Genomic DNA, 26,052 nt, shown 5'->3' on the forward strand with positions numbered 1-26,052 from the left:
TAGGCAACTGCTCAACCGCAGCTGGACACGTTCTTTTCCTGGCGTTTGGCTTCGCCCCATAGGGCGTCCAACTCTTCGAGGGTGCAATCTTCCATGGGACGACGGGTGTCGCGCAATGCCTGTTCGATAAATCGCAAGCGCCTTTCGAATTTGGCGTTGGCAAGCCGCAGGGCGGTTTCCGGGTCGACCTTGAGGTGCCGCGCCAGGTTGACCACCGTGAACAGCAGGTCACCAACCTCGTCGCTAATGGCCGCCGAGTCGTTATCGGCCATGGCTTCCAGCACTTCATTCAGCTCTTCGCGGACCTTATCCACCACCGGCAAAGCCTCAGGCCAGTCGAAACCGACCTGCCCGGCGCGCTTCTGCAATTTGGCCGCGCGGGACAACGCTGGCAAGGTTATTGGCACGTCGTCGAGCAGGGATAACAGCTGCGGGGCGTCAGATTTTTCTGCGCGCTCCTCGGCCTTGATCTCTTCCCAGCGCTGCTTGACCTGCTCTTCGCTCAGTTGCGGGATATCCAGCGGCGCATACAGATCACCCGTCGGGAACACGTGCGGGTGACGGCGGATCAGCTTGCGGGTGATGCTGTCGATCACCCCGGCAAATTCGAAGCGCCCTTCTTCTCGCGCCAACTGGCTGTAATACACCACCTGGAACAACAGATCGCCCAGCTCGCCTTGCAAGTGATCAAAGTCGCCGCGCTCAATGGCGTCAGCGACTTCGTAGGCTTCTTCAAGGGTATGAGGGACGATGGTGGCGTAAGTTTGCTTGATGTCCCACGGGCAACCGTACTGCGGGTCGCGCAGACGGCTCATCAGGTGCAGCAGGTCTTCAAGTGAATACATCGATCAATCTCTGTCCGCTCATGGCGTCCGGTTGCGCCGGGTCTCAATGATGTTCGGCAACTGGGAGATTCGCCCCAGCAACCGCCCCAACGCGTCCATCCCCGGAATCTCGATAGTGAGGGACATCAACGCCGTGTTGTCCTCCTTGTTCGAGCGCGTGTTGACCGCCAGCACGTTGATCCGCTCATTGAGCAGCACTTGCGACACGTCCCTCAGCAGGCCGGAGCGGTCGTAGGCGCGGATGATGATATCCACCGGGTAAGTCAATACCGGCACCGGGCCCCAACTGACCTGAATGATCCGTTCTGGCTCGCGCCCGCCCAGCTGCAATACCGAGGCGCAGTCCTGACGGTGAATGCTCACCCCGCGGCCCTGGGTGATGTAGCCGACGATGGCATCGCCCGGCAACGGCTGGCAGCAGCCGGCCATTTGCGTCAGCAAGTTGCCGACGCCCTGGATCTGAATGTCGCCGCGCTTGCCTGGCTTGTAGCCGGTGGCCTTGCGCGGGATCAGTTCCAGCTGTTCGTTGCCACGCTCCGGCTCCACCAGTTGCTGGGCCAGGTTGACCAGTTGCGCCAAGCGCAAATCGCCGGCGCCGAGGGCGGCGAACATGTCTTCGGCGAGCTTCATGTTGGCCTTTTCGGCCAGCTTGTCGAAGTCCACCTGGGGTAGGCCCAGGCGCCCGAGTTCCCGCTCCAGCAAGGTCTTGCCGGCGGCGACGTTCTGGTCGCGCGCCTGCAACTTGAACCAGTGGACAATCTTCGCCCGCGCCCTGGACGTGGTGATGTAGCCCAGGTTCGGGTTCAGCCAGTCGCGGCTCGGCGTGCCGTGCTTGCTGGTGATGATCTCGACCTGTTCACCGGTCTGCAGGCTGTAGTTGAGCGGCACGATGCGTCCGTTGATCTTCGCGCCACGGCAGTTGTGGCCGATCTCGGTGTGCACGCGGTAGGCGAAGTCCAAGGGTGTGGAGCCCTTGGGCAGGTCGATGGCGTGGCCGTCGGGAGTGAAGATGTAGACCCGGTCGGGCTCAATATCCACCCGCAACTGTTCGACCAGGCCGCCGATGTCCCCCAGCTCTTCGTGCCATTCCAGCACTTGGCGCAGCCAGGAAATTTTCTCTTCGTACTGGTTGGACCCCGCCTTGACGTCGGTGCCCTTGTAGCGCCAGTGGGCACACACACCCAGCTCTGCCTCTTCGTGCATGGCGTGGGTGCGGATCTGCACTTCCAACACCTTGCCCTCGGGGCCGATTACCGCCGTATGTAACGAGCGGTAGCCGTTTTCCTTGGGGTTGGCGATGTAGTCGTCGAATTCCTTGGGGATGTGTCGCCACAGGGTGTGGACGATCCCCAGCGCGGTGTAGCAATCGCGCATTTCAGGCACCAGCACCCGCACGGCACGCACGTCGTAGATCTGGCTGAACTCCAGACCCTTGCGCTGCATTTTGCGCCAGATGGAATAGATGTGTTTGGCCCGACCGCTGATGTCAGCGTCGACCCCAGTGGCCTGCAATTCCGTGCGCAACTGGCCCATCACATCGGAGATGAAGCGCTCACGGTCGAGCCGCCGCTCATGGAGCAGCGTGGCAATCTGTTTGTATTGATCGGGTTCCAGGTAGCGGAAGGACAAGTCCTCCAGCTCCCATTTGATATGGCCGATGCCCAGGCGGTGAGCCAGGGGCGCGTAGATGTCGAAGACTTCCCGGGCGACGCGGTTGCGTTTTTCGTCATCGGCGGTTTTCACCGCCCGAATCGCGCAGGTGCGTTCGGCCAGCTTGATCAGGGCGACACGCACGTCGTCGACCATCGCCACCAGCATCTTGCGCAGGTTTTCCACCTGGCCCTGGGTGCCCAGCACCATGGACTGGCGCGGGCTCAGGCTGGCGCTGATGGCGGCCATGCGTAGCACACCGTCGATCAGCTTGGCCACGACGGCGCCGAAACGCTGGCTGACCAGCGGCAACTGAATATGCCCTTCGCGTACGCCGCGATAGAGCACCGCAGCGATCAGCGAGTCTTGATCGAGTTTGAGATCGGCGAGAATCTCGGCGATTTCAAGCCCGGTACGAAAACTTGACGTGCCTTCAGACCACAAATTCTTGGCCGCATTGTCTTGCTGTTCAGACTCACGAGCGAACTCGCAGGCTGCTTTCAAGGCTTCACGGTCCAGTGCCGGGTCGACACTGACGGCATGATCCAGCCATGCCTCGAGATTGATACTGCCGTCGGTGTTGATCGGCTGGTGTGCTCTCACCTGTACCATCTTGCTTACCTTCCCTACGACGCGCCTTCAGCGCGTCAAAATCGCTGACCTTTGTAACGCATGCTCCCAGGCAGGTCACGACCCTGGAGAACGCAGGCCAGTCGGACTAAGCGAGCATCCTAGCTCGCTTCAAATAACGCCATCGCCTCGACATGTGCCGTCTGCGGAAACATATCGAGGATCCCGGCACGTTTTAGCCGGTAGCCTTGCTTGACCAACTCGACCGTGTCCCGCGCCAGCGTGGCTGGATTGCAGGACACATACACCAGGCGATCGGCCCCAAGAGCGGCGAGCTTGCGCACAATCTCTAGGGCACCATCACGGGGTGGGTCCAAGAGTACCGCAGAAAAGCCTGCATTGGCCCATTCTGCGTTAGCCAAGGGCTGGGACAAATCGGCCTGAAAAAACCGCACATTATGCAAATTGTTGCTCACAGCATTGGCAGCAGCGCGCTCAACCATAGCCTGCACGCCCTCCACTGCCACCACTTCCCGTACCTCACGGGCCAGGGGCAAGGCGAAGTTGCCTAGGCCGCAAAACAGGTCCAGTACCCGTTCATCGGGTTTTGGCGCCAGCCAATCCAGGGCCTGGGCGACCATCGCCTCGTTAACTCCGGCGTTGACCTGGATAAAGTCCCCCGGCCGGTAAGCCAGTTCCAGATCCCACCGATCCAGGCGATAGCCTAGGGTTTGATCGGGCTCGAACGGTTGTGGTTCACCTTCGCCATGCAGCCACAGTTGCGCTTCATGGAACGTGCAAAATTCTTTAAGTACCACCAGGTCGGCGTCCGACAACGGCGCCATGTGCCGCAACAACACCGCGATGGACGAGCCACTGAAAAGCTCAACATGCCCAAGAGCTTGTGGCTTGCTCAAACGGCGAAGCATGTTCGGCAAGCGTTGCATGATCGGTTGCAAGGCCTGTACCAGCACCGGGCAATCGTCAATACCGACGATGTCCTGGCTGGCGGCGGCGCGAAAACCCACTTCAAGTTTTTTGGCCTTGACGTCCCAGCGCACAGCCACCCGCGCACGACGTCGGTAGGCGAATTCCGGCCCGCTCAAGGGGGCAGCCCACTCCTGAGGTTCGACACCGGCCACACGGGACAGTTGCTCGGCGAGCATGCGCTGTTTCAGGGCAAGCTGTTCGTTGTGGGGCAAATGTTGCAGGCTGCAACCGCCGCAACGGCCGGCGTGTACACAAGGGGCTGGCCGACGCAGTTCGCTGGCGGTGAATACCCGCTCGGTGCGGGCCTCGACCACTTTGCCGTGGGCACCCAAGACCCGCGCCTCGACTTCTTCGCCGGCCAGGGCACCGGTCACAAACCAGGTACGGCCTTCAAAGAACACAATGCCACGGCCGTCATTGGCCAGGCGCTCGATGGTCAGGCGTTGTTTTTTGCCCACTGGAATTTGTGGGGCCCGGCTGCCGCCCGTCGGTTGGAAGCGCAGGCCTCTCTCGTGCTTGGCCATCAGTTAGGCACGTCGAAAATGCCGGTCGACAGGTAACGGTCGCCTCGGTCACAGATGATGGCGACGATCACCGCGTTTTCAAGCTCCTGGGACAAGCGCAACATCCCAGCCACGGCACCGCCGGAGGACACGCCGCAGAAGATGCCTTCTTCACGGGCCAGACGACGGGTGGTGTCTTCGGCTTCGCGCTGGGCCATGTCGATGATGCGGTCAACGCGGTCAGCGTTGTAGATCTTCGGCAGGTACTCTTCGGGCCAGCGACGAATCCCCGGGATCGCCGCGCCCTCCATCGGTTGCAGGCCAACGATCTGGATCTCGGGATTCTGCTCCTTGAGGTAGCGCGAGGTGCCCATGATGGTACCGGTGGTGCCCATCGAGCTGACGAAGTGAGTGATGCTACCCTGGGTCTGGCGCCAGATTTCCGGACCCGTGCTGGTGTAGTGCGCTTCAGGGTTATCACCGTTGGCGAACTGGTCCAGCACCTGGCCACGGCCTTCGGCCGCCATGCGCTCGGCAAGATCGCGCGCGCCTTCCATGCCTTCTTCCTGAGTCACCAGAATCAACTCGGCACCATAGGCAGTCATTGCCGCCTTGCGCTCGGCGCTGGAGTTGTCGGGCATGATCAGGATCATCTTGTAACCCTTGATCGCCGCGGCCATGGCCAAGGCAATCCCGGTGTTACCAGAGGTGGCTTCGATCAGGGTATCGCCGGGCGTGATCTGCCCACGCAACTCGGCGCGGGTAATCATCGACAACGCCGGACGGTCCTTGACCGAACCCGCCGGGTTATTACCCTCAAGCTTGAGCAACAGGGTATTGCTGGTGACGCCCGGCAGACGCTGCAAGCGGACCAGCGGGGTGTTGCCGACGCAATCGGCGATAGTTGGGTACTGCAAGGTCATGACGTATTCGCAATCCAGACTGCGGGGGCGCCCATCATACCGGCAAACGCTGGCAGGCCATATCACGCAAAGTGCGGTTGATATAGCTGCAAGCTATAAGCCACAAGCGGCAAGTTGGGATCTTGCAGCTTGAGGCTTGCAGCTGTCGCTAAACCGTATCCACCTTCAACGAATGATCATTCAACATCCCATTGATAATAGTTGCCGTATCCGCCCCGCCCGCAATCACCCCGCCCGCCCCCGGCGTCACACCGTAATGGGTCGCCAGGTTGACCCCGGCCAGGTCGATGGTCTGGCTGGGGGCCGCACCCGCCACAGCACTTATATCAAGGGTGGTCATGCCGCCCACGACCTTGAAGTGCAGGTAGTCATCCAGCGAAGCCGTCGTCGCGTTTTCCCCTTGCAACAATTGCGACAGATCCAGTTTGTCGATACCCAGCACGAAGTCCGTGATGACGTCATGCCCAGTGTTACCGATGGCGTACTGAAAGGTGTCGGCCCCAGTGCCGCCGGTCAGCGTGTTGTTGCCCGGCCCGCCAATCAGGATGTCATCGCCACCGCCACCGCTGAGGGTGTCGTTGCCCAGACCGCCAGAGAGCAAGTTGTTACTGCCGTTGCCGATCAGGGTGTCGTTGAAGTTGGAACCGATGAGGTTTTCCACCGCCATCAGGGTATCGGTCCCTGCGCCAAAAGTGTTTTGCGCCACCAGCAGACCGAGGTCGACGGTCACACCGCCTGTGGCGTGGGCATAGCTGGCAGTGTCAATGCCTGCCCCGCCGTCGAGCAGGTCATTGCCCACCCCGCTGAACAGCAGGTCGGTGCCATTGCCACCATGCAGTTGGTTATTGCCGGTGCCTGCGGTCAGCACATCATTACCGTCACCACCGTTGAGGATGTTGTTCCCCGGGCCGGCCATCAGAATATCGTCCCCGGCGGTACCGTTGAGGGTATTGCCGCTCTGATAACTGATGCTCACGGCGCCGCTGTCGCTGCCGCCGTGGCTGTCGTTGACCGTGTAGTTACCATGGAAGTCCGGCGAAAAGTCCTGGGCGCCGGCGTAGTTGAGTTTCATGGTCAACAGGTAGTTCTGCGAACCGTCGACGTTGCTGCCGCTGGTGTTGGTGATGTTGGTGATATGGATCTGATAGACGCCATCGGCCGCTGCGGTGATGGTGCCTCCGTCGGCGATGGGGATATAGCCACCGCCATTAAGGGAGTACTCCATGGTGATACGACCACCCGCCACATTGTGGTCCAGGTTGAGGGTTTCACCCTGCTTGAGGCTGACGGTAATCCGGTCTTCGTCATTGGCGTTGGCCGTGGTGACGTTGCCCAGATAGCCGCTGATCGCCAGCGTCGCGATGAGTGTCGCGGTATTACCGGCGAATGACGACCGCACGTCAGGCAGAATCTGGTTGGCGGGAACATTGTTGTTGACGGCAAATGCCTTGCTGCCCGTGCCGGTAAAGTCGGCACCCTTGAGCGCCCAACCGGTGGTGAAGCTGGTGGGCGTGGCCGTCAGCCGGTCATAGTTGGGGTCACTGTCGTTGAGCAACAGCAACTCGCCGGGCACCACAATCGTGCTGGAGAAGATGTTGGTGATGACATGGTCATCGCCGGCAACCGGCGTCGCATTCGGGTTGACCTTGACCACCAGGCTGGAGTTGACCAGGTCGCCGTCGTTGTCGCTCACCACCACGCCGAAGTTTTCAGTGATTGCCGTGTCCGTCAGCTTCGGCGGCGTGTAGCGGAACTCGCCACTGTCCATGTCCACCACCAACGTACCGCCCTGGCTGGTGGTGATGGTGATGCTGTTGCTCAGGGTGTCGAACGTGCCATGACCGCCTGGCAGGTTGGCGCTCATTGAGCCCTGATTGCCCAGGCCCGCGGGGTCGTAGGTGTAGGTGATGCCATCCACCATGAGGGATTTGATAAAGCCGCCGTCAGCGCCAAAGGTGCCGGCGGTCATCAGGCTGCCGGTGACCGGCGCACCTTGCACAGTGCCGGCCAATACCGCATCCAGGCCGGCAAGGTTAGTGACCACCACCGAGTTGGTATTGGTATGGGTGCTGCCGTCATAGGCCACCGGGTCCAGGTAGATGCCGTTGACACCAGCGCCCAGGCCAATGGCGTAGGACTTGATGCCGTTGGCGTCGAGGAAGGCTTTCCACAGCACCTCTTCGCTCGCGTTGATACCGTCGCCAAACTCCGGATTGACCTGATCGCCGGGGTTGTTCGGGTTGTTGGTATTGGACAGCGTGGGGTTGCCGTCGGAGAAGAAGTACGACAGGTTCTGCGCCCCTGTCAGCTTGCCTCCAGAGGTGAAGGCCGTTTGTGCAGTGCCCAGGGCTGAGTCGTAGTTGGTACCGCCCGTAGCGCTGATGCCTGCGACAATGCTCTTCGCGGTGGCCACATCCACCCACTGGCTGGTCAACTGCGTGGAACCGGTGCTGAAGGTGACGATCTGCACCTTCACATCGCCCATCTCGTCGTATTTGGTCAATAGCTCGTTGATCGCCGCCTTGGCCAGGCTCAAACGCGTGCCGCCCGCGCCCGATGCATCATTCATGCTGCCGGACACGTCGATGATCAGCAGCAGGTTGGAATCCACCTCGGTGGCCGTGACCGAGCGTTCGCTGGCCACCACCTTGGGCACGTCATCGACGATGTTGACGTCCAACGTGCCGGTAGCGGTGTTGGTATCAGAGTCGGCGGCCGTTACAACGAAGGATTCACTGATGCTGTTAGCGCCAGCGCCAGTCGGGTGGCTATCGGTACCGTTGAGGGTGTAGCTGTAGCTGATCACGCCCGTGGTCGCGTTGTAGCCAGTGATGGTCAGGGTATTGCCATAACCGGTCGGAATCGACTGTGGAAAACCAGCCGCTACCCCGCCGCTAACGACGCTGATGCCGCCCACGGTCAAGGTTTGCAAACCGTCCAACGCGGTGACAGTGAAGGTGCCGCTTTGGGTCAGGGCAGGAGTGTCTGTAGCGCTGCCCAACGGCAGGTTTTTCTCGTAGACAGTGAGTTCGCCGCCGTTCACTTCCAGGCCAGTGAGCACGACCGGGTCGTTGTTGTTATGCACTTGCAAGACGAGATTGGCAGTGCTGGTGTCGCCATCGGCATCGGTCAGTGTGTAGGCGAAAGTCTCCGTGCCGTTGCCGCCGCCATGCAGGGCGATAAAGTCGGCGTCGGCGGTATTCAGTGTGTAGGTGTAAGTACCGTCGGCAGCCAGTACCAGCGAGCCGTAAGTCCCGGCAAAAGTCCCCGCTGTAATAGGCCCGGTGGCGACACGATCAGCACCTTGCACATCGTTGCCGAGCACCGTACCGCTGAGGGTTTGCAAGCTTTCGGATGCGGTATTGAGATTGCTGTCATCAACCGCCTTAGGCACGTCATCGACGATGGTAACGTCCAGCGAGCCGGTAGCGGTGTTGGTATCAGAGTCGGCGGCCGTTACAACGAAGGATTCACTGATGCTGTTAGCGCCAGCGCCAGTCGGGTGGCTATCGGTACCGTTGAGGGTGTAGCTGTAGCTGATCACGCCCGTGGTCGCGTTGTAGCCAGTGATGGTCAGGGTATTGCCATAACCGGTCGGAATCGACTGTGGAAAACCAGCCGCTACCCCGCCGCTAACGACGCTGATGCCGCCCACGGTCAAGGTTTGCAAACCGTCCAACGCGGTGACAGTGAAGGTGCCGCTTTGGGTCAGGGCAGGAGTGTCTGTAGCGCTGCCCAACGGCAGGTTTTTCTCGTAGACAGTGAGTTCGCCGCCGTTCACTTCCAGGCCAGTGAGCACGACCGGGTCGTTGTTGTTATGCACTTGCAAGACGAGATTGGCAGTGCTGGTGTCGCCATCGGCATCGGTCAGTGTGTAGGCGAAAGTCTCCGTGCCGTTGCCGCCGCCATGCAGGGCGATAAAGTCGGCGTCGGCGGTATTCAGTGTGTAGGTGTAAGTACCGTCGGCAGCCAGTACCAGCGAGCCGTAAGTCCCGGCAAAAGTCCCCGCTGTAATAGGCCCGGTGGCGACACGATCAGCACCTTGCACATCGTTGCCGAGCACCGTACCGCTGAGGGTTTGCAAGCTTTCGGATGCAGTGCTGAGGTTGCTATCATCAACTGCCTGCGGCACATCATCAACCACACTGATATGCAACGCGCCCGTGGCCGAACTGTCATTGGTATCCGTGGCGACGACGCTGAAGCTCTCGGCCAGGCTGTTGGTACCGCCGCCCGCCGAATGAGCTTCATTGCCGGTCAAGGTGTAGCTGTAGGTGACGACCCCAGTGGCCGCGTTATAGCCGGTGATGGTCAGGGTGTTGCCCAACCCGGTAACGATCGATTGCGGAAAGCCTGCGCTTACGCCACCAGCGACCACGTTGATGCCACCCACATTGAGACTCTGCAGACCATCCACCGCCGACACTGTCAGGTTGCCGGTACGGGTCAGTGCCGTGGCGTCAGGGCTGCTGCCATCGGTCAGGTTTTTTTCGTAGAGGGTCATGTCAGCACCGTTGACGTTGATACCGCCAATCACCACTGGATCGTCGTTGTTGTGCACTTGCAGCACCAGGTTGGCGGTGCTGGTATCGCCATCGGCATCGGTCAGGGTATAGGCAAACGTTTCCGTACCATTGCCGCCGCCGTGCAGGGCAATAAAGTCCGCGTCGCCCGTGTTCAACGTGTAGATGTAGCTGCCATCAGCCTGCAGGACCAGGGTGCCGTACTGCCCGGCAAACGTACCGCCGACGATCGGGCCGCTGGCGACACGGTCGGCGCCTTGCACGTCGTTGCCCAATACATTGCCAGTGAGGATCAATTGGCTTTCCGAAGCGCTGCCTTCGGGGGTGTCGTTGATGGCCCTGGGTACATCATCGATAACCGTGACATCCAGCGAACCTGTGGCCGAGTCGCCGTCGCTGTCAGTGGCGACCACGCTGAACTGTTCGCCCAGGCTGTTGGTACCGCCGCCCGCCGAATGGGCTTCATTGCCGGTCAAGGTATAGCTGTAGCTGATCACCCCGGTGGTGGCGTTATACCCGGTGATACTCAAGGTGTTGCCCAGCCCGGTGGTGATGCTTTGCGGGAAGCCACTGGCCACGCCGCCGCTGACGACACTGATCCCGCCCACCGTCAGGCTCTGCAAGCCATCGAGTGCCGAGACGCTGAAGGTGCCGGTTTGCACCAGCGCCGCCGGATTGCTCGCTGAACCCAAGGCCAGGTTGGCCTCGTTGACGGTCACTTCACCGCCTTCGACCGTCAACCCGCTCAAGGTCACCGGATTATCGGGTGGCAGGACCGGTGGCGGCGCAACCACAGGGGTGTCGTTGCCGGTATCGGGCTCTCCCGCGACCTGGAATAGCGCAAACTCGGGAATCCCACCAAAGCCGGCCGTCGGAAAGCCGATGACCGGTTCCACCCGCCCAGCCACCTCCGTCAGCAGCACAAAGGAATGCCCGCCACCCAAGGCGCCAGAAGCGTTGGTACCAGTGGGGCCGGCAGCGGTGGCTTCGCCGGTTTGGGTCGGGTCGGCGCCGGCGGCAATAGCTTTTTGCAGCTGCTGGACATCGGTCAGCATCGCCTCGGTGGGCGTCACACTGTCGGGCGTGTTGACCTGGGGCGCCTGGCTTGCCAGCAATTGCGGTGACAGGCTCAAGCTGCTGTCGCGCCCAAGGGTCAGTTCATGGCCGTTTTGCAAGTGCACCGCCACCGCGCCAGCAGCGCCGGTCTGCAGTTGCTCGCCAGCGAACAGGCGGTCGCCTTCGGTCAGGGCACGGCGGCTGCCATCCCCCGCGACGGCAAAGACTTCCCCAACGATCTTGCTGACAACACCGATTAGCTTAGCCATGTGCTCTTCTCCATGTCCGACCCAGGTCGGCACATCGGTTACGTGCACAAATGCAGCGGATTCATGAATCACCAGGCTGGCGACTGGAGGGCTCTCGGCATACCGCAAGCAGTGGCACAAAACTGAATCAAATCAAGCTCAGCCAACCCCTACACACCTGCTAAAAAGAGCCATCCAAAAAGGCAGGTGACAAAAAACCGTCACCTTTGAATTCCTTTTTTTCCTCTCAACCTTCACCCGACTACATTTGCGTTTGAACTTTCCTTGAGCCCTAAAACGCGCCATAGCGCTTAAAATTCAAGGCCTGTGGTTTGAACAATGTATTGCTTCAAGCCGAACGCATAAGTTTTTTTGTGCATAACCATTATGAGAAATTCTTCTTAGCTTGCCCCGCAAATGTTCTTAGCTGTGTTGTTACAAGCCTGAGACGGTTTGATCATTAAAATTCGTCAAATAAATGGCGACAAGCTAGCAACACTGACAGCGGGAGATGTACCCCATGCGCGTTTTGACCCCACTCTGCAGCGCGATTCTGATCGCCATGGCCTGCGCCAATACCCAAGCCATGTCGCTGACCCAAGCGATCCAAAGCACTCTGGACAGCCATCCTGAACTGAACGCCAGCCGCAACAACCGGCTCTCGGCCGATGAAGATGTGAAAGTGGCCCGGGGCGGTTTTTACCCCAGCCTCGACCTCAACGCTGCCTATGGCCGCGGCTATAGCGACAACAGCACCACACGGGCGCGAGGGAACAACCACAATACGCAAACCGACAACTACACCCAGTCGGAACTGCGCTTGCGGCAAATGCTCTTTGACGGTTTCAACACCTCCAACGAAGTGCAGCGCACGGGCGCCGTGGTCAACTCCAGAGCCTATTACACCCGTGGCACCGCCGAGAGCCTGGCCTTGCGCACCACCGAGGTGTACCTGGAAGTGCTGAAACGGCGGGAGTTGCTGACCCTGGCAAAAAACAACCTGCAGGCGCACCTGCGGGTCAATGACCAGATCGGCCTGCGCACTCAGCGCGGCATCGGCAGCACCGCCGACAGCGATCAATCCACTGCCCGTCGGGCCCTGGCGGAAAACAACTACCAAACGGCGATGGTCGACTTGCAGGACGCCGAGTCGAATTTCTTCAGCGTTGTCGGTCGTCTGCCCGATGAGCTGGAAGGCCCGGCCTCAATCAAGGGAGAACTGCCCGCTGACATGCTCGGCGCAAGGCGAAGCATGCTGGAGAACAACCCCTACCTGAAATCCGCCCAGGCCGATGTGATGGCCGCCGAAAGTCAGTACGAAGTGGCCAAATCGCCGTTCTACCCGCGCTTCGATGCCGAGGCGGCGGTGGGCGCCAACAATAATGTGCAGGGTGATCTCGGCCACGACAATGAATGGCGGGTCGGCGTGGTGATGAACTACAACCTGTTCCGTGGCGGCAGCGACAAGGCCCGCCTGGCGTCGGACTCCCACAAGATCAACCAGGCCATGGACATCCGCAACAACGCCCTGCGCATGCTCAACGAAAACCTCTCGCTAGCCTGGCATGCGATGGACAACGCGCGCGTGCAGACCCCCACCGCACGGGAATACGCCGAAACCACCCAACGGGTGCGGATGGCCTATCAGGATCAGTTCGGCCTTGGCCAACGCACCCTGCTCGACCTGTTAGACAGTGAAAACGAGCTGTACAACGCCAACCGACGCTACACCGAAGTGCGCTACACCGAAGAGTTCTCCATGTACCGCGTGCTGGCCAACATAGGCGAGTTGCTGAACAAGGAACGCGTGGTGGTGCCGGCCGAAGCCATTGCCCAGTCGGAAGTCAGAAGCGATGCCCACTTGCCTGAAATGAAGTAGCCCTACGCCCTGGAGCACACCGCCGTGACCCAAATGGAACCGCTGAACACCGGCATCGACCCGCGCCAGAGCTTTGATGACCCGCTGCTCGACGGTCTGCTGATCCTCTGCAAACTGCACGGCTGCACCGTCAGCCGTTCCAGCCTGAGTGCCGGTTTGCCGTTGGCGCAACAGCGCCTGAGCCTGGAGTTGTTGCCACGGGCAGCGGCGCGGGCCAGTTTGCAGGCGCGGTTACTGCGTCGCGAATTGGGAGCGATTTCAGCGTTAAACCTACCGGTCTTGTTGATATTCAAGGACGGCCGTTGCGCCGTCCTCAGACGCTGGAGCGAAGATGGCCAGGCGCTGATTTTACCCAGCGAAGCCGAAGGTGGCGAGCAATGGGTCAGCCGCGAAGAGCTGGCCGAGGCCTACAGCGGCCAGGCCCTGTTCGCCCGCCCCCGTCACGAAATCGAAGACCTGCGCGCGCCTCTGGTGCCTCGGGTTGAAGCCTGGTTTCGCGACACCCTAAAACTGTCCCGCTGGCTCTACAGCGATGCGATTCTCGCCAGTTTCCTGATCAACCTGCTGGGGCTGATGGTGCCGCTGTTCGTCATGCAAACCTACGACCGCGTGGTGCCCAACCAGGCGGTCTCGACCTTGTGGGTGCTGGCCATCGGGTTGTTGATCGGCACCAGTTTTGAGTTGGTGCTGCGGGTGGTACGCGCCCATTTGCTGGACACTGCCGGCAAGAAAACCGACGTAATTCTTTCCGCCACCTTGTTCGAGCGCATCACCGGTATGTCGATGAAGGCCCGACCCGCGACCATCGGCGGCTTCGCCCAGAGCATCCATGACTTCCAGGGCCTGCGGGAATTCCTCACCGCCGTGACCCTTACCAGCCTGATCGACTTGCCCTTCGCCGTACTGATGTTGGTGGTGATTGGCCTGTTGGGCGGCTGGCTGGTGATCATCCCGCTGTGCGCGTTTCCACTGACCATCCTCTTCGCCCTGATCATCCAGACTCGCCTGCGCGATACCGTGCAAAAAAGCCTGGTCCTGGGGGCTGAACGCCAGGCCCTGCTGATTGAAACCCTTGGTGGCCTGGAAACTCTCAAGGCCTGCAGCGCCGAAAGCGAACGCCAGCACCAGTGGGAAAGTACCCACGGCGCGCTCACCCGCCTCGACAGCCACGCGCGCAACCTATCGGCGCTGGCGACCAACGGCACGCTGTTTATCCAGCAGTTTTCCGGGATGGCGACCATCGTCGCCGGGGTCTACAGCATCATTGCCGGCAACCTCAGCGTCGGTGCGCTGGTGGCGACTTACATGCTCGGCAGCCGGGTACTGGCGCCGCTGGGGCAGATTGCCGGGTTGATCACCCGCTACCAACAGGCACAACTGACCATGCGCAGCACCGACGCGCTGATGTCATTGCCCCAGGAGCGCGACCCGCACCAGCGCCCGCTGGAGCGCACACAATTGACCGGAGCGCTGGAGGTTAACCAAGTGACCTTCCGCTACGCCGGGCAAAACGCCCCGGCCCTGGCCACTATCAGTTTCAGCCTCAAGGCCGGCGAACGCGTCGGCATCATCGGCCGTAGCGGCTCGGGCAAAAGCACACTCGGGCGACTGGTGATGGGTTTTTATGCGCCCGATGAAGGCCAATTGCTGCTTGACGGCCTCGACCTGCGGCAACTGGATGTGGCCGACCTGCGTCAGCAAGTGGGTTACGTCGCCCATGACCTGCCACTGCTGGCCGGTAGCTTGCGCGATAACCTGACCCTCGGCGCCCGCTACATCAGCGACGCGCGGATGCTCGAAGTAGCCGAACTGACCGGCGTCAGCGAACTGGCCCGCCAACACCCACAGGGCTTCGACCGCCCAGTGGGTGAGCGCGGCCAACTGCTTTCCGGCGGCCAGCGCCAGGCGGTGCTGCTGGCGCGGTCGCTGCTACTCGACCCGCCTATCCTGCTGCTGGACGAACCCACCAGCGCCATGGACAACAGCAGCGAAGACCTCCTGCGCCAACGCCTGGAACAGTGGGTCAAAGGCAAGACCTTACTGCTGGTGACCCACCGCACCTCAATGCTCAGCCTGGTGGATCGGCTGATCGTTCTGGACAACGGCCGGATCGTTGCCGATGGCCCGAAAGAAAGCGTCATCGATGCACTGCGCAAGGGCCGTGTCGGCTCGGCGGCGGTCTAGGAGCCCTACCATGTCAGCGACTACCGATTCACGGGGCTACTTTTCAAGTTTTGGCAAAAGCGCCGAAAGCGAATTCATGCCCGAAGTAGCCGGCGCCTCGCTGCAGGATTCGCCACGAGGCTCGCGCATCACCGTGTGGCTCACCGCAGCCCTGATCATCAGCGCCCTGGTCTGGGCCAATTTCGCCGTGCTCGATGAAGTAACCATGGGCGAAGGCAAGGCCATCCCATCGAGCAAGGTGCAAGTGATCCAGAACCTGGAGGGCGGTATCGTCACGCAGATTTTCGTGCGCGAAGGACAAATGGTCGATAAAGGCGACACCTTGCTGCAACTGGACGACACGCGTTTTCGTTCCAACAAGGGCGAAAGCGAGGTCGACCGTTTTGCGCTGATCGCCCAGGTCGAGCGGCTGTCCGCTGAGGCTGAAGGCCGGCCGTTCAAGCTGTCAGACGAAGTGATCGCCAAGGCGCCGCAGGTGGCCGAGGACGAGCGCTCTTTATATGAACAACGCCAGCGGCGCCTGAACAGCGAACAACGGACGTTGACCGAACAACTGCGGCAGAAAACCCAGGAACTGGCGGAGTTTCGCTCCAAGCAGGGCCAGTTCAGTTCCAGCCTGGCGTTGCTACAGCAAGAGATGAATATGTCGGCGCCGCTGGTGGGCACCGGCGCGGTATCGCCAGTGGAAATCCTGCGGCTAAAACGCAGCGCTGTGGAGATTCGTGGCTCATTGAACGCGACCACCCTGGCGATCCCAAGGGCGGAGTCGGCGATCAATGAGATCAAGAGCAAGATCGACGAATCGGTGCAGGGCTTTCGTTCGGACGCGGCCAAGGAACTCAATGAAAAACGCACCGACCTGTCGAAAATCACCGCCACGAGCATCGCCATCGACGACCGGGTCAGCCGCACCACCGTCGTCTCGCCGGTACATGGGGTGATCAAGCAATTGAAGGTCAACACCATCGGTGGCGTGGTCCAGCCGGGCAGCGATATGGTGGAAATCGTGCCCCTGGAAGACAACCTGCTGATCGAGGCCAAAGTGCGCCCGCAGGATGTGGCGTTCCTGCATCCGGGACAGAAGGCGATGGTCAAGTTCAGTGCCTACGACTACACCATCTACGGTGGGCTGGCGGCGAAGCTGGAGTTGATCAGCGCCGATACGATTACCGATGACAAGGGCAACAGTTTCTATCTGATCCAGGTACGCACCGATAAAAACCATCTGGGCGGGGATGCCAAACCGCTGCTGATCATTCCGGGGATGGTGGCAACGGTAGACATTATTACCGGGGAGAAGAGTGTGCTGGATTACTTACTCAAGCCAGTGTTGAAGGCACGGACGGAGGCAATGCGCGAACGGTAGACTGGGTGGCTGACAAAGAACTTGTAGCGAGCGGGCTTGTTGTGGCGAGCGGGCTTGCCCGCGTTGGGCTGCGAAGCAGCCCTAAAACCAACAACTGCAGTCTTCCTGACAGATCGCAGTGGCTCTATTGGGGCCGCTACGCGGCCCAACGCGGGCAAGCCCGCTCGCCACAGGTTCAGCACTTACGGCGATGGTTCGCCATGATTTCTCTGAAAAACCTCTTCGCCCATAGCCGCAATCTGCCCTTCGATCAACGCTTCAAACGGCCTTAATAACGGCTCAAATGAGGCCGGAGCTTCCAGCACCTGCAACGCCTGCACAATCGCCTCTACCGTCGACAATGCCCCAGGCCCCGGTGCCTTGCGCAGCCGATAGCGGGAAACAGCGCCCTCGGCCAACGTCACCCGAGGCAGTGCCGCCAGCAGTGGATTGAGGTGCAGCAACTTGCGCGCCTTGCGCCAGGTGCCATCGGGGACCACCAGCAACAACGGTTCGTCGCACGGCGTGTAAGGCTGCAATGGCTGCGCACCCTCAGCGGGAAACAACAACCGCGCCTGATACCCCGGCGGGTTCAACAGCGCCGGTAAATCGTCAAACACCTCCCCCACCACCAACTGCGCATTCTCCAACCCCAACGCCGCCAGCCGCGCCGTATTCAAGGCATGGTTGACCTCACTGGGATGCTGCAATAGCAATACGCGAGTACGGCTGTCGAGGCTGGGGATCAGCGCGCATAAACAATGGCTGGAGGGGCGCATACAGCGTGGGCATTGGGGTCTGGACATGGGAATCAGGCCTGGTTGAGCTGGGCTTTAAGCAAATCGCGGAAAGTCTGGATCAGCGGCTCGCGGCTGCGGCCCCGGCGCATAATCATCGAGAACGGCGCCTGATAACCGAAGGTTGCCGGCAGTAATACCCGCAAGTCGCCCTTGTCGGCCCAGGCCTGGGCATAGTGCTCCGGCAAGTAGCCGATGTAAGCGCCGGACAGCACCAGAATCAACTGTGCCTCCATACTTTCCACAGTGGCGGCGCTGTGCTTGAAGCCGTGGCGCGCCAGTTCCGCCTGGCTCCAGTAACCACGGCCGACCATGCGCTGCTGGGTGATCACCTGTTCGGGAATGCGCCGCTCGTTGAACAACGGATGGCGGGAGCTGCAATACAGCCAGTGCTGTTCGCGATACAGCGGCATATACATCAACCCGCTCATGCGTGTGGAAAAGGCACCGATGGCCAAGTCCAGGCGATTGTCCTGTACGCCCAACTGCAATTCGTAAGGGCTCATCACCGACAGGTGCAAATGCACCGCCGGATGCTCAAGGCTGTAGGCGCCGATCACTTCGGCAAACGGCAGTGCCTTGTCGCTGACGGTGGAGTCCAGCACGCCCAGCTTGAGAGTGCCGCGCAGTTCGCCTTTGAGTGCGGCGGCGTATTGTTCGAAGCCTTCCAGCTCGCCCAACAGGCGCAGGGTTTCCTGGTGGAACAACTCGCCCTTGCTGGTCAGGCTGAAACCGCCTCGGCCACGGTGGCACAGCACCAGACCCAACGCGCCTTCCAGTTGGCTCATGTAAGTGCTGATGGCCGACGTCGACAGGTTGAGTTCGTGCTGGGCGTTGGCAAACCCCTGGTGCCGCACGACGCTGACAAAGATGCGCAAGAGTTTGAGGTCGGGCAAGGCGCTGGCCATGGGTTCTCCGCTTAAGAGCGGACGCAGAGCGTCCAGGGCGGCATTCCCACGTGGAGCGTGAGAATGATCACTGCGCAGTCTACCTCAGGCTTTAGTTTAGAAAAATATGAACTAAGTATTTGCCCACAGCGATTCTTTCCACCCTCGGCATTTCGCAGAATCGGCCTCTAATAAACAAAATAACGATGAGGTAATCCCGTGGACAAGATTTTCCACCAACCACTGGGCGGCAATGAAATGCCGCGCTTCGCCGGCATCGCCACCATGATGCGTCTTCCCCATCTGCAATCGGCCGAAGGCCTGGACGCTGCCTTTATCGGCGTGCCTCTGGACATTGGTACCTCACTGCGTCCCGGCACCCGCTTCGGCCCCCGGGAAATTCGCGCCGAATCGGTGATGATCCGCCCCTACAATATGGCCACCGGTGCCGCGCCGTTTGACTCGCTATCGGTTGCCGACATCGGCGACGTCGCCATCAACACCTTCAGCCTGCTGGACGCCGTGCGCATCATCGAAGAAGCCTACGATGAGATCCTTGAGCACAAGGTCATCCCCCTGACCCTGGGCGGCGACCACACCATCACCCTGCCGATCCTGCGAGCGATCCACAAAAAACACGGCAAGGTTGGCTTGGTGCACATCGATGCCCACGCCGACGTCAACGATCATATGTTTGGCGAGAAAATCGCCCACGGCACTACCTTCCGTCGCGCCGTGGAAGAAGGCCTGCTCGATTGCGATCGCGTGGTACAGATCGGCCTGCGGGCCCAGGGCTACACCGCCGAAGACTTCAACTGGAGCCGTAAACAGGGCTTTCGCGTGATCCAGGCCGAGGAATGCTGGCATCACTCCCTCGCACCCTTGATGGCTGAAGTGCGGGAAAAAGTCGGCGGCGGCCCGGTGTACCTCAGCTTTGATATCGACGGCATCGACCCGGCGTGGGCACCTGGCACCGGTACGCCAGAAATTGGCGGGCTGACCACTATCCAGGCCATGGAAATCATCCGTGGCTGCCAGGGCCTAGACCTGGTTGGTTGCGATCTGGTAGAGGTTTCGCCGCCCTACGACACCACCGGCAACACCTCGCTGCTGGGCGCTAACTTGCTGTACGAGATGCTCTGTGTACTGCCCGGCGTGGTCCATCGCTGAGGATCGGCCTGGTGGTGACCCTGGGCCTGGCTTCGGTGGTTCACCTGAGTTTGCTCAGTCTTTTTCCGGAATCGGCCTCTGTTTATGGGCCGAAAAATCCTCGCAGCAAGCGCATAGATGCGTTCGATAAACCGGCGATGCGTCAAGCCGCCTGATAGCCCATAAAAAAGATAATCGGAGACTCTCATCATGGCTTTGGATTTATTCGTCGTACTCATCTACGCCGCCGGCATGCTCGTGCTCGGCTACTATGGCATGCGTCGGGCCAAGACTCACGAAGACTACCTGGTCGCCGGCCGCAACCTCGGCCCGACGCTCTACATGGGCACCATGGCCGCCACCGTGCTGGGCGGTGCGTCCACGGTAGGCACCGTGCGCCTGGGTTATGTCCACGGGATTTCCGGGTTCTGGCTGTGCGCCGCACTGGGCATGGGGATCATCGCGCTGAACCTGTTCCTGGCCAAACCGTTGCTGAAGCTGAAGATCTTTACCGTCACCCAGGTGCTGGAAAAACGCTATAACCCAATGGCCCGCCAGGCCAGCGCGGTGATCATGCTGGCCTACGCGCTAATGATCGGCGTGACTTCGATCCTGGCCATCGGCACCGTGCTGCAAGTGCTGTTCGACCTGCCGTTCTGGATCTCGGTGTTGGTGGGCGGTGGCGTGGTGGTGGTTTACTCGACCATCGGCGGCATGTGGTCGCTGACCCTGACCGACATCGTGCAGTTCGTGATCAAGACCGTCGGCCTGATGTTTATCCTGCTGCCGATCTGCCTGTACCGCGTCGGCGGTTGGGATGAACTGGTGGCCAAGCTGCCGGCATCGAGCTTCAGCTTCACCAGCATCGGCTGGGACACCATCATCACCTACTTCATGATCTACTTCTTCGGCATCCTGATCGGCCAGGACATCTGGCAACGGGTGTTCACTGCTCGTGACGAAAAAGTCGCCAAGTACGCTGGCACCTTCGCTGGCGTCTACTGCATTCTCTACGGCTTGGCCTGTGCGCTGATCGGCATGGCCGCCCATGTGCTGATCCCGGACCTGGACAACGTCAACAACGCCTTTGCCGCAATCGTCAAAGTGTCGTTGCCCGAGGGTATTCGTGGCCTGGTGATCGCCGCCGCATTGGCCGCGATGATGTCCACTGCCAGCGCCGGCTTGCTCGCCGCTTCCACCGTACTGACCGAAGACCTGCTGCCGCGTCTGCGCGGTGGCAAACAGTCGAGCCTGAAGATCAACCGCCAGTTCACAGCACTGACCGGCATCGCCGTATTGGGTATCGCCCTGGTGGTGAACGACGTGATCAGCGCTCTAACCCTGGCCTACAACCTGTTGGTGGGCGGTATGTTGATTCCGTTGATTGGCGCAATCTACTGGAAGCGGGCGACCACCTCGGGTGCCATTACGTCCATGACGCTAGGCTTTGTCACCGCGTTGGTGTTCATGATCAAGGATGGGTTGGATGCCAATACGCCGATCTATTACAGCCTGGGGGTTGGCCTGGTGAGCTTTGTGTTGGTGAGTTTGCTGTCCCGTCGGCCGGAGCCGGTGGCCGAGGCGGCCTGAGTGCTGCCTTTGCCTTGAGGGAAAAGGAGTATGGGAAATTCAAATAACGAAAAAGCTGACGCTTAACACGATGGGAAATATCCGACCAGGAAATCTCCATAATCAGACGAATACACCGTGGGAGGGAGTTTCGGAAGGATTTAGCCCGCGAGCGCGACCTTTAGGGACAGGGAATGGCCCCAAATAACTCACCCGGCAGCGCTCGCCCGATACCAGCAACAATCGTTCGAGCGCTTTTCAGGACTTACCTGCGACGTGGGCGACGCTGCTCATCATCGGTGCGAATTGGCACCGGTTGCAGCGGTGGCTCGATCAAGCCGAGTGCGACGCCGAGGTCGTGCAGCCAGTTTTGCAGTTTATCTTTCATGGTGCCCCCTTTGAGGGTAGTGCCGAGCGGCTGGAATTCTGTAACCGCTTCCTACAGATAGTAGCCCTAAGTCCTACGTAATGCTCGCCTGAAACCACAACGAACTATTACTGAATTGATCACGATTTTGACTGATCGTTCAAGCAATCGCTCGTGTGCCCTGCAGCGGTACCGTCCTGCTCTCTTATTGCAGGTCAATCCACGCATTGAGATTAGCCCCGAGCATGGCTTTGCGCCACATCAACCACGCACGCGTGGGAAAACCAGGCGGGCCAGCCGCGCCCGATAGGAACAGCTGCGTCGGAAGGTGAACACCAAGCGGCCAGCCACGTCCTGCTGCCCGCGCACTCTCGGATGGTCAGCTCAGCTCAATACGATCCGAGTGAATCACAATGTGCCCTTGCTTGTAGAGCGCCCCAATGGCCTTCTTGAAGTTGCCCTTGCTGACACCGAACAAGCTGCTGATCACCGCCGGGTCGCTTTTGTCGCTAACCGGCAAGGTGCCGTTGTTGTCACGCAACTTGGCGAGGATCTTCGAGTTCAGGCTCGAAGCGGCTTCTTCGCCCACCGGCTGCAGGCTCAGGCTGATGTTGCCGTCGGCACGAATCTCCTTGATAAAGCCTTTCTCTTCCTTGCCCGGACGCAGGAACTTGAACACTTCGTTCTTGTGAATCAAACCCCAGTGTTTGTTATTGATGATGGCCTTGAAGCCCATATCGGTCGCTTCGGCTACCAGCAAGTCAACTTCCTGACCGACCTGGTAGTTAGCCGGGGTCTTGTCCAGATAGCGATCAAGGCGAGCGGTGGCGGTGATGCGCTTGGTGTGTTTATCGAGATAGACATGCACGACGCAATATTCACCCGCCGTCATCTGGCGTTTTTCTTCGGAGTACGGCAGCAGCAAGTCTTTGGGCAGGCCCCAATCCAGGAAGACGCCGATACTATTCACTTCAACAACTTTCAGACTGGCAAACTCGCCCACCTGAACTTTCGGTTTTTCCGTGGTGGCAATGAGCTTGTCATCGCTGTCCAGATAAATAAAAACGTTAAGCCAGTCTTCATCTTCACTGGGAATATCTTTGGGGATATACCGATTGGGCAAGAGGATTTCTCCCTCTTGATCACCGTCCAGGTACAAACCAAAGTTAGTGTGTTTAACCACTTGCAAGCTGTTGTAGCGCCCGACTAAAGCCATTTCCAATACCCTCATTGCGTGGGCGGCATTCTACCCGAGTTTGGCGGCGGCGGTGCCGCGTCCAGGCGCGCAACCCCGAAAAATCATGTCCTGAGTGCGGGCGGTCCCGCTCGTCTGATCAACACCCTCGACTTCACCGATGATCCAGGCACGCTTCCTCGAGGGTTCGTAGTTAAAACAGCGAGTTAGGTATTTTTTCAAACGTCAACTTAGCCAATTTCCAACAGCACCGCTTATTTCAGGAGGATATTTACCAAGCAATTGTCAAGCTTTTCATGTACGATGTTTGGCCAAGTTAATTTTCTACAGGTTAGTGGCCGCCATGCGCGTAAAAGCATCCAACAGCAAAGCAAAGCCAGCTCCGGCCGTTGAAACCAGCGAATCGATCAACAACCAAATTGCTGCCTTCCTCAAATCCGGTGGCGAGATCCAGCAGATTGCCAAAGGCGTGAGCGGTCAGACTTTCGGTCCGTCCAAGCAGATTACGCTGGGCAAGAAGTAAGCTTAAAAAAAGCAGCTTGCGCATCACACCTGGTCCCTATGCGCTTTGCCTTCCAAGGCGCTAGGACTAGAGCCCGCAACACCCATCTTGATACACCCCTTGCTTAACTAATCGACGAACGGGCCTCATCGCCAGGCTTTCGCCGGTATGCTTGCACACGTCTAGATCAGGCACTTTCCTGATATTTCCGGTTACTGCTCCTCGCTTTTTACGGAGTGAAGCGTGCTCAAAATATGCATCCTCCTGGTCAGCGCCCTGTTGGCTTGCCCCGTTGCCCAAGCGCAGGTCTTCCAGCGTGAATTGGGCGATTTCGACCTCAAGTTAGGCACCAGCCCCAGCCGCAGCATGGCCCAGGGCCTGGTCAAACCCACGTCTGCGGGCAGCGACTCCTTCCATGGCGGACTGGACCTGGCCCACAACAGCGGCCTGTACTTCGGACAATTCTCACCCAGCATGGGCATTTCGCCGACCAGCAATCTGGAAGTCGATTCCTATATGGGTTTCAAGCGCCCTTTCGACCAGACCCTGGGCTATGAGTTGGGGATGATTCATTACAGCTACCCCAAGCTAAGCCCCCTCGATAGCCAGGAACTCTACGGAGGTCTCAACTTGCTGGGCAATCGCTTCGGCGCGTCTTTCAGCAACGACCCAGACCGCCGTGACAGCACCTTGTTTGCCGACCTAGGAGGCACTCAGCCCTTCGGCATCGGCGTCAGCATGAAGTACACCACTCACCAGTTGGGCGCCCCGGTTTCAGTGGCCGATGGCGGCTCCATCAGTAACTTCAGCGACTGGTCGGTGAAGTTCTCTCGCCCCTGGATGGGCATTGACCTTGACCTGATCTACAGCGACTCCAGCCTCAGCGGCGGCGATTGCTCGGCCTACTCTGGGCGCAATTCGCAATGTGATGGCCTGTTGACCTTGAAGGCGGAACGATCGTTTTATTGATGTGCTGAACTGTCGCGCCCATGGCGAGTTCAGATGCATTACTCTCGTCTGCGCAAGGACTCGCCCATGCTCCGTCGGTTAAAACTCCTGGTGATATTGCTGACCCTGAGCCTGGTGCTTGCAGGCTGCAACCGCGTCGGCCTGGCCTACCGCAACCTCGATGTGATCATCCCCTGGACCCTCAACGACTACCTGGACATGAACGCCGGGCAAAAGAGTTGGTTCAACGACAAACTCAAGGAACACTTGGCCTGGCATTGCACCACGCAACTGCCGGGCTACCTGGGCTGGCTGGACCGTTTGCAACAGATGGTCGACAGCAATCAGGTGACCGACGCCGCTCTGCAAACCCGTACCACGCAAGCCAAACAGGCTATTGCCGAGGTCGCGCGCGAAGTCACGCCATCGGCCATCGAGTTGCTGCAGGGATTGGACGACCAGCAGGTCGAGGAAATGAACGAGGCGCTGGCCAAGGACCTGCGCAAGCGCCAGGACGAATACCTGAAACCGTCCCTGGAACAGCAGATCAAGGAGCGCGGCGAGCGCATGAGCAAACGCCTGGATGCATGGCTGGGACCATTAAGCGCCAGCCAGCAGAATCGAGTGACCGCCTGGTCGATCGCACTGGGCGAGCAGAACAAACAGTGGATCGGCAACCGGGCTCACTGGCAGGCGCAATTCATCGCAGCCGTGGGGCAACGCGCCAGCAGCGATTTTCCGCAAAAAATGGAACAGTTACTGGTGGACCGGGAAAGCCTGTGGACCCCGGACTATCGACAAGCCTACGCCCAGACTGAAGCTGCGGCCCGCAGCCTGATTGTCGACCTGATGGCCGAAAGCACCGTGCAGCAACGGCAGAAACTGGCGCTGAAGATCGACAAGGTGCGCAGTGATTTCAAGGCATTAAAATGCCTGAAGGCCGCCCCTCTGTAGAGCGAGCTTGCTCGCGATGAGTTCAAGAACCGCGCGCTTATCCAAAAAGCACGCGTTAACGTACACGACCATCGTCAGATCGCCGCCCGGAGCAAGCTTGCTCAACATTTAATCAGGCAATCTGCGCCTTGGACGCTACCTCATCAAACGTCGCCGTATCCAGCGCATCCGCCTGCTCATCCAGCACCTGGCGCGGGTGATCGTTGCCGGGGATCGAGCTGTCGATCAGGCTCAACAACTGTGAGCCGCGAGGGGTCAGGATGAAGTTTTCGCCATTGCCACCTTCATCTTCAGGACGCGACTCGATAAAGCCACGGTCCAACAAGAGCTTTTCGTACTCGGTGGCAGTCACTTTCAGATCATCCAGGTTACCCGTCGGCTCACCGTCCGCCGCCTTGGCCGCCGCTTCCTGTTCGGCGTAGGGGCGTGGTGTAAAGCTGTGACCGGCGCTGTTCTGCACTTCATGAAGCAGACGCTCGATCAAATCCCAATTGTAAGTCGTCATCCTGATTCCTCCTGCAGGCACACGAAAAAGATGCCCTTCAAAGGTTGTGACATGCGACATCACTGGCCGTTCAGCCTAGTGGACAGGCGTCATTGCACTGAACTTTTCACCCGCCTGGGCCCTCAACCAAACATCACCGCCATGGAGGTCTGAACAATGAAAACCCTACTGAATATGGCTATCGCTGCTACGTTGCTGGCCGCCCTGCCCGTCTGGGCCTGCACCCCGGAAGAAGCCACGGTCAAGCGTGAGCAACTGGCCCTGGAAGTGACAAGGCTCACCGAACAAAATCCAAAAAAAGCCAATGAAATCAACGATGAACTGCAGAAAATGGACCTAGACACCGAAAGTTCAAAGTTCCCGGACAAGTGCCAATTGATCGACGCTCGACTCAAGGAGTTGAAAGAAGCGGCGGCCAAAGCCGATAGTTGAGGCCAAAAAAAACCGGACATCGTCCGGTTTT

The 26,052-nt window shown here is 59.6% G+C and carries 19 protein-coding genes; 9 read left to right on the top strand and 10 right to left on the bottom strand.

Features of this window, described 5'->3' with window-relative positions; all coding sequences use genetic code 11:
• Positions 1 to 11: 11 nt before the first annotated feature.
• From mazG to FQ182_RS07745, 5 genes are all read right to left on the bottom strand, one after another.
• Positions 12 to 845 carry a nucleoside triphosphate pyrophosphohydrolase gene (gene mazG, locus FQ182_RS07725; RefSeq protein ID WP_149412133.1) on the bottom strand — a complete coding sequence of 278 codons (834 nt, stop codon included), beginning with the start codon at positions 843 to 845 and terminating at the stop codon, positions 12 to 14.
• 18 nt (positions 846 to 863) lie between these two features.
• Complete coding sequence (gene relA, locus FQ182_RS07730; RefSeq protein ID WP_149412134.1) at positions 864 to 3,107, bottom strand: GTP diphosphokinase; 2,244 nt, start codon at positions 3,105 to 3,107, stop codon at positions 864 to 866.
• A 119-nt stretch (positions 3,108 to 3,226) separates the two neighbouring features.
• Entirely contained in the window at positions 3,227 to 4,579 is a 1,353-nt protein-coding gene (rlmD, locus tag FQ182_RS07735) for a 23S rRNA (uracil(1939)-C(5))-methyltransferase RlmD (protein ID WP_149412135.1), read from the bottom strand.
• Positions 4,579 to 5,481, bottom strand: coding sequence for a cysteine synthase CysM (cysM, locus tag FQ182_RS07740; protein WP_133101798.1), 903 nt, complete (start codon positions 5,479 to 5,481; stop codon positions 4,579 to 4,581). Before cysM ends, rlmD begins: the two co-directional genes overlap by 1 nt.
• 148 nt (positions 5,482 to 5,629) lie before the next feature.
• Entirely contained in the window at positions 5,630 to 11,329 is a 5,700-nt protein-coding gene (locus FQ182_RS07745) for a retention module-containing protein (RefSeq protein WP_149493976.1), read from the bottom strand.
• Positions 11,330 to 11,828: 499 nt separating this feature from the next.
• Here FQ182_RS07745 and FQ182_RS07750 point away from each other — a divergent pair, with 499 nt between their 5' ends.
• Genes FQ182_RS07750 through FQ182_RS07760 form a run of 3 tightly spaced genes read left to right on the top strand, consistent with a single transcriptional unit; the run spans position 11,829 to position 16,737 of the window.
• Positions 11,829 to 13,187 (top strand): TolC family outer membrane protein, encoded by a 1,359-nt coding sequence (locus FQ182_RS07750; RefSeq protein ID WP_149412137.1) that lies wholly within the window; start codon positions 11,829 to 11,831, stop codon positions 13,185 to 13,187.
• Between the two features lie 24 nt (positions 13,188 to 13,211).
• Positions 13,212 to 15,371, top strand: a complete 2,160-nt coding sequence (locus FQ182_RS07755) for a type I secretion system permease/ATPase (RefSeq protein ID WP_149412138.1) — start codon at positions 13,212 to 13,214, stop codon at positions 15,369 to 15,371.
• A 10-nt stretch (positions 15,372 to 15,381) separates the two neighbouring features.
• Positions 15,382 to 16,737, top strand: coding sequence for an HlyD family type I secretion periplasmic adaptor subunit (locus FQ182_RS07760; RefSeq protein ID WP_149412139.1), 1,356 nt, complete (start codon positions 15,382 to 15,384; stop codon positions 16,735 to 16,737).
• Positions 16,738 to 16,919: 182 nt separating this feature from the next.
• Here FQ182_RS07760 and FQ182_RS07765 read toward each other — a convergent pair whose 3' ends face one another.
• Both FQ182_RS07765 and FQ182_RS07770 read right to left on the bottom strand, forming a co-directional pair.
• A complete protein-coding gene (locus FQ182_RS07765) occupies positions 16,920 to 17,522 on the bottom strand; it encodes a tRNA-uridine aminocarboxypropyltransferase (RefSeq protein WP_149412140.1) in 603 nt (200 codons plus the stop codon).
• 5 nt (positions 17,523 to 17,527) lie between these two features.
• Positions 17,528 to 18,421 carry a LysR family transcriptional regulator gene (locus FQ182_RS07770; protein ID WP_149412141.1) on the bottom strand — a complete coding sequence of 298 codons (894 nt, stop codon included), beginning with the start codon at positions 18,419 to 18,421 and terminating at the stop codon, positions 17,528 to 17,530.
• A 198-nt stretch (positions 18,422 to 18,619) separates the two neighbouring features.
• Here FQ182_RS07770 and speB point away from each other — a divergent pair, with 198 nt between their 5' ends.
• Both speB and FQ182_RS07780 read left to right on the top strand, forming a co-directional pair.
• Complete coding sequence (gene speB / locus FQ182_RS07775) at positions 18,620 to 19,570, top strand: agmatinase (protein ID WP_149412142.1); 951 nt, start codon at positions 18,620 to 18,622, stop codon at positions 19,568 to 19,570.
• 189 nt (positions 19,571 to 19,759) lie between these two features.
• Positions 19,760 to 21,139, top strand: coding sequence for a sodium:solute symporter (locus FQ182_RS07780; RefSeq protein WP_149412143.1), 1,380 nt, complete (start codon positions 19,760 to 19,762; stop codon positions 21,137 to 21,139).
• Positions 21,140 to 21,383: 244 nt separating this feature from the next.
• Here FQ182_RS07780 and FQ182_RS30170 read toward each other — a convergent pair whose 3' ends face one another.
• Together FQ182_RS30170 and FQ182_RS07785 are read right to left on the bottom strand one after the other, a co-directional pair.
• Positions 21,384 to 21,506 carry a PA1414 family protein gene (locus FQ182_RS30170; protein WP_256666160.1) on the bottom strand — a complete coding sequence of 41 codons (123 nt, stop codon included), beginning with the start codon at positions 21,504 to 21,506 and terminating at the stop codon, positions 21,384 to 21,386.
• 358 nt (positions 21,507 to 21,864) lie between these two features.
• Complete coding sequence (locus FQ182_RS07785) at positions 21,865 to 22,701, bottom strand: S1 RNA-binding domain-containing protein (RefSeq protein WP_149412144.1); 837 nt, start codon at positions 22,699 to 22,701, stop codon at positions 21,865 to 21,867.
• A gap of 322 nt (positions 22,702 to 23,023) precedes the next feature.
• On the opposite strand from FQ182_RS07785, the gene FQ182_RS07790 reads away from it, so the two are divergent.
• From FQ182_RS07790 to FQ182_RS07800, 3 genes are all read left to right on the top strand, one after another.
• The gene (locus FQ182_RS07790; protein WP_007946007.1) at positions 23,024 to 23,203 is read left to right on the top strand and encodes a hypothetical protein; all 180 of its coding nucleotides are present in this window, start codon (positions 23,024 to 23,026) and stop codon (positions 23,201 to 23,203) included.
• 222 nt (positions 23,204 to 23,425) lie between these two features.
• The gene (locus FQ182_RS07795; protein ID WP_149412145.1) at positions 23,426 to 24,151 is read left to right on the top strand and encodes a TorF family putative porin; all 726 of its coding nucleotides are present in this window, start codon (positions 23,426 to 23,428) and stop codon (positions 24,149 to 24,151) included.
• Between the two features lie 66 nt (positions 24,152 to 24,217).
• Positions 24,218 to 25,084 (top strand): DUF6279 family lipoprotein, encoded by an 867-nt coding sequence (locus FQ182_RS07800; RefSeq protein WP_149412146.1) that lies wholly within the window; start codon positions 24,218 to 24,220, stop codon positions 25,082 to 25,084.
• 112 nt (positions 25,085 to 25,196) lie between these two features.
• Here the strand turns inward: FQ182_RS07800 and FQ182_RS07805 are convergent, their stop codons facing one another.
• Positions 25,197 to 25,589, bottom strand: a complete 393-nt coding sequence (locus tag FQ182_RS07805; protein WP_149412147.1) for a transcriptional regulator — start codon at positions 25,587 to 25,589, stop codon at positions 25,197 to 25,199.
• 156 nt (positions 25,590 to 25,745) lie between these two features.
• Between FQ182_RS07805 and FQ182_RS07810 the strand changes: the two genes are divergently transcribed.
• Positions 25,746 to 26,021: a hypothetical protein gene (locus tag FQ182_RS07810; RefSeq protein WP_149412148.1), complete on the top strand. Its 276-nt coding sequence runs from the start codon at positions 25,746 to 25,748 to the stop codon at positions 26,019 to 26,021.
• Positions 26,022 to 26,052 lie beyond the last annotated feature (31 nt).

It is taken from the genome of Pseudomonas sp. ANT_H4 (genome assembly GCF_008369295.1).
Lineage (GTDB): Bacteria > Pseudomonadota > Gammaproteobacteria > Pseudomonadales > Pseudomonadaceae > Aquipseudomonas.